Origin of the sequence: Microcystis sp. LE19-195.1E, from assembly GCF_027532095.1 — a bacterium.
Classification (GTDB): Bacteria; Cyanobacteriota; Cyanobacteriia; order Cyanobacteriales; family Microcystaceae; genus Microcystis; species Microcystis aeruginosa.
The window spans coordinates 1-1,907 of the sequence record NZ_JAPZSZ010000056.1 but is presented as its reverse complement, the minus strand read 5'-3'; the positions used below and the strand labels follow the sequence as shown (position 1 = coordinate 1,907).

Sequence of the window (1,907 nt, the reverse complement as noted above, 5' to 3'; positions counted from 1 at the left end):
TTTGCGTACTCTTCTTCAAATTTTTCCCAGGGAATTAAGTTGGCCATAATAACCCAACGGTTTTCATCTGATAGTTTTCCGCTCCTCGGGCAGTTCAAATGATTCGGGTTCTGATGGAGTTGCGGTCGAGATACGATACATCTGTACTGAATGAAAAAAAGTGCTTGGCTTTTAGTGTATTTTACCTTTTTTTGGGACTTTTTTCTCGACTTTATTGAGTCGAAACCTTTTTCCTATCGGCATTTCAGGCTTTTTCAGCCAGCCCTGGATAGGACGTACCTTTAAATCAATTGACTTATAACAGCGAAATGCCTCCTCCACTTGAGATAAACTTTTATAGGCCTTAACCGTTGTCGCTGCATCCATCAAGGTTGACTCCAGAGAAGTTCTTAACACATACACACCATCCAATGCCGTTTCTTGAGCGATTAATTCCAGCTTACGCTGATAAGAAAAGCCTTCTTCTGTTATCTCTAGGTTATAGTATTTATTGACTTTAAACTGATTAAGAACCTTGCCCACTCTCAAAGCTATCTTATCTTGACCCTTTAAAGCTCTTTTCTCCCTTTGAGTCGCTTGAACAATCAAATCTAGTTCCTTCTCTACCGCTTCTAATAATGCCTCTCTTTGTAGTTGATTTTTCTGGGCAATGAAGGGATTCCGACAAGCAATTAATCTTTCATCGGGATAATCTTCACTCTCAAATTCCACCAAGTTTACCTGCTCAAATAATCCTAATTGAATCACTTCTACCTCAGCCAGTTTCCGAATTTGAGGCTTAGTTAAACCAACCCCAGTTCGGGTTAAGCAGCGGGGGGTAAAGCCCATTCCATCTTCAAGGAGGGTTTTTTCGGCTGGTGACAGTAAGCAATCAAACCACAGAGAAGATTAACGCAAAAATTAACAGGGCTGCGGTGGCGGGAATGTTCAACCCCAGAGATGTTCTTGAGTTGGTCAATAATAGTCTCGACAATAGAACGCTTACGGGATAAAAGCTGGTCATAAAGGCGGATTAAGCGATTTTTCAGGTTCCGCTTGGGTTTAGCAAAAAACTCAATACCAAAATCTTTGAGCAGTTCCTCCCCCAGGGATTGAGAGACATAACCTCGGTCAGCAAAAACTTTGCCAAACAAGGATTGTAGCAATTTGTTCACGGGTTTGCGGTCGTCCACATTGCCGGGGGTAAGGTGAACGTTGAGCAATTCTCCTTCCTCGTTCACCACTAAATGCAGTTTAAAGCCAAAAAACCAGTCCACAGAGGTTTTTCCCCGTGCGGCTAAATTGTCAAACACCCGATGACTACTGATGCGGCGATTATGGCAGACCTGAATTTTGGTGGCATCGACAAAGCTAATCCCCGTGCAACGACCAAAACAATGCTTCAAGTAAACGCATAAGGGGATGAGAGTCGAGGGTATCCATTCGATAAAACGTTGATAGCTAGGCAGTTGAGGGAACTCTTGTCGCCAGTAGACACAAACATGATCGAGGTAGAAATGTTTAAAATTACGGTAGTGGTTTTGATGGAAAGCGATCAGGATGGTCATAATTTCGCTTAAAGTCAAGATTTTGCCCCGTTTACGAGCTTTATTATCGGGCCAAAGCCTTGTCTGTTCTAATTTAGGTTCAAATACACGGCATCCGTCGTCGACATGACAGAAAAGAGCTTCTAGACTAGACATAGATGGGTTGGGGGTGCTGAGTTTATATATTTTTCAGCTTACTAGCCCCCGCCTTTTCTTTCCACCCTTATCCCGAACTGATGTTAATCATCGTTTTTCTTCGTTCCGACTTTGGGATTGTTTTGACAACTTAGGGTTGACCACTTCACCCACCTTCAACTCTAGGGATAGCAGATACCGTAACGAACGCTCTGCGAGTTTAGAAGGTTGAGTCAACATTTTTAG

The 1,907-nt window shown here is 42.7% G+C and carries 1 protein-coding gene and 1 pseudogene; both read right to left on the bottom strand.

Features of this window, described 5'->3' with window-relative positions:
* Positions 1-267: 267 nt before the first annotated feature.
* Positions 268-789 (bottom strand): annotated as a pseudogene (locus O9300_RS03470) (IS1634 family transposase); the annotation flags it as partial.
* A gap of 14 nt (positions 790-803) precedes the next feature.
* On the bottom strand, positions 804-1,682 hold the full coding sequence (locus O9300_RS03465; protein WP_287970071.1) for an IS982 family transposase: 879 nt from the start codon (positions 1,680-1,682) through the stop codon (positions 804-806).
* Positions 1,683-1,907: the final 225 nt, after the last annotated feature.

Coding starts and splice junctions, on each gene's coding strand:
- O9300_RS03465 (WP_287970071.1), bottom strand. CDS start 1,682: ATGTCTAGTCTAGAAGCTCTTTTCTGTCATGTCGACGACGGATGCCGT.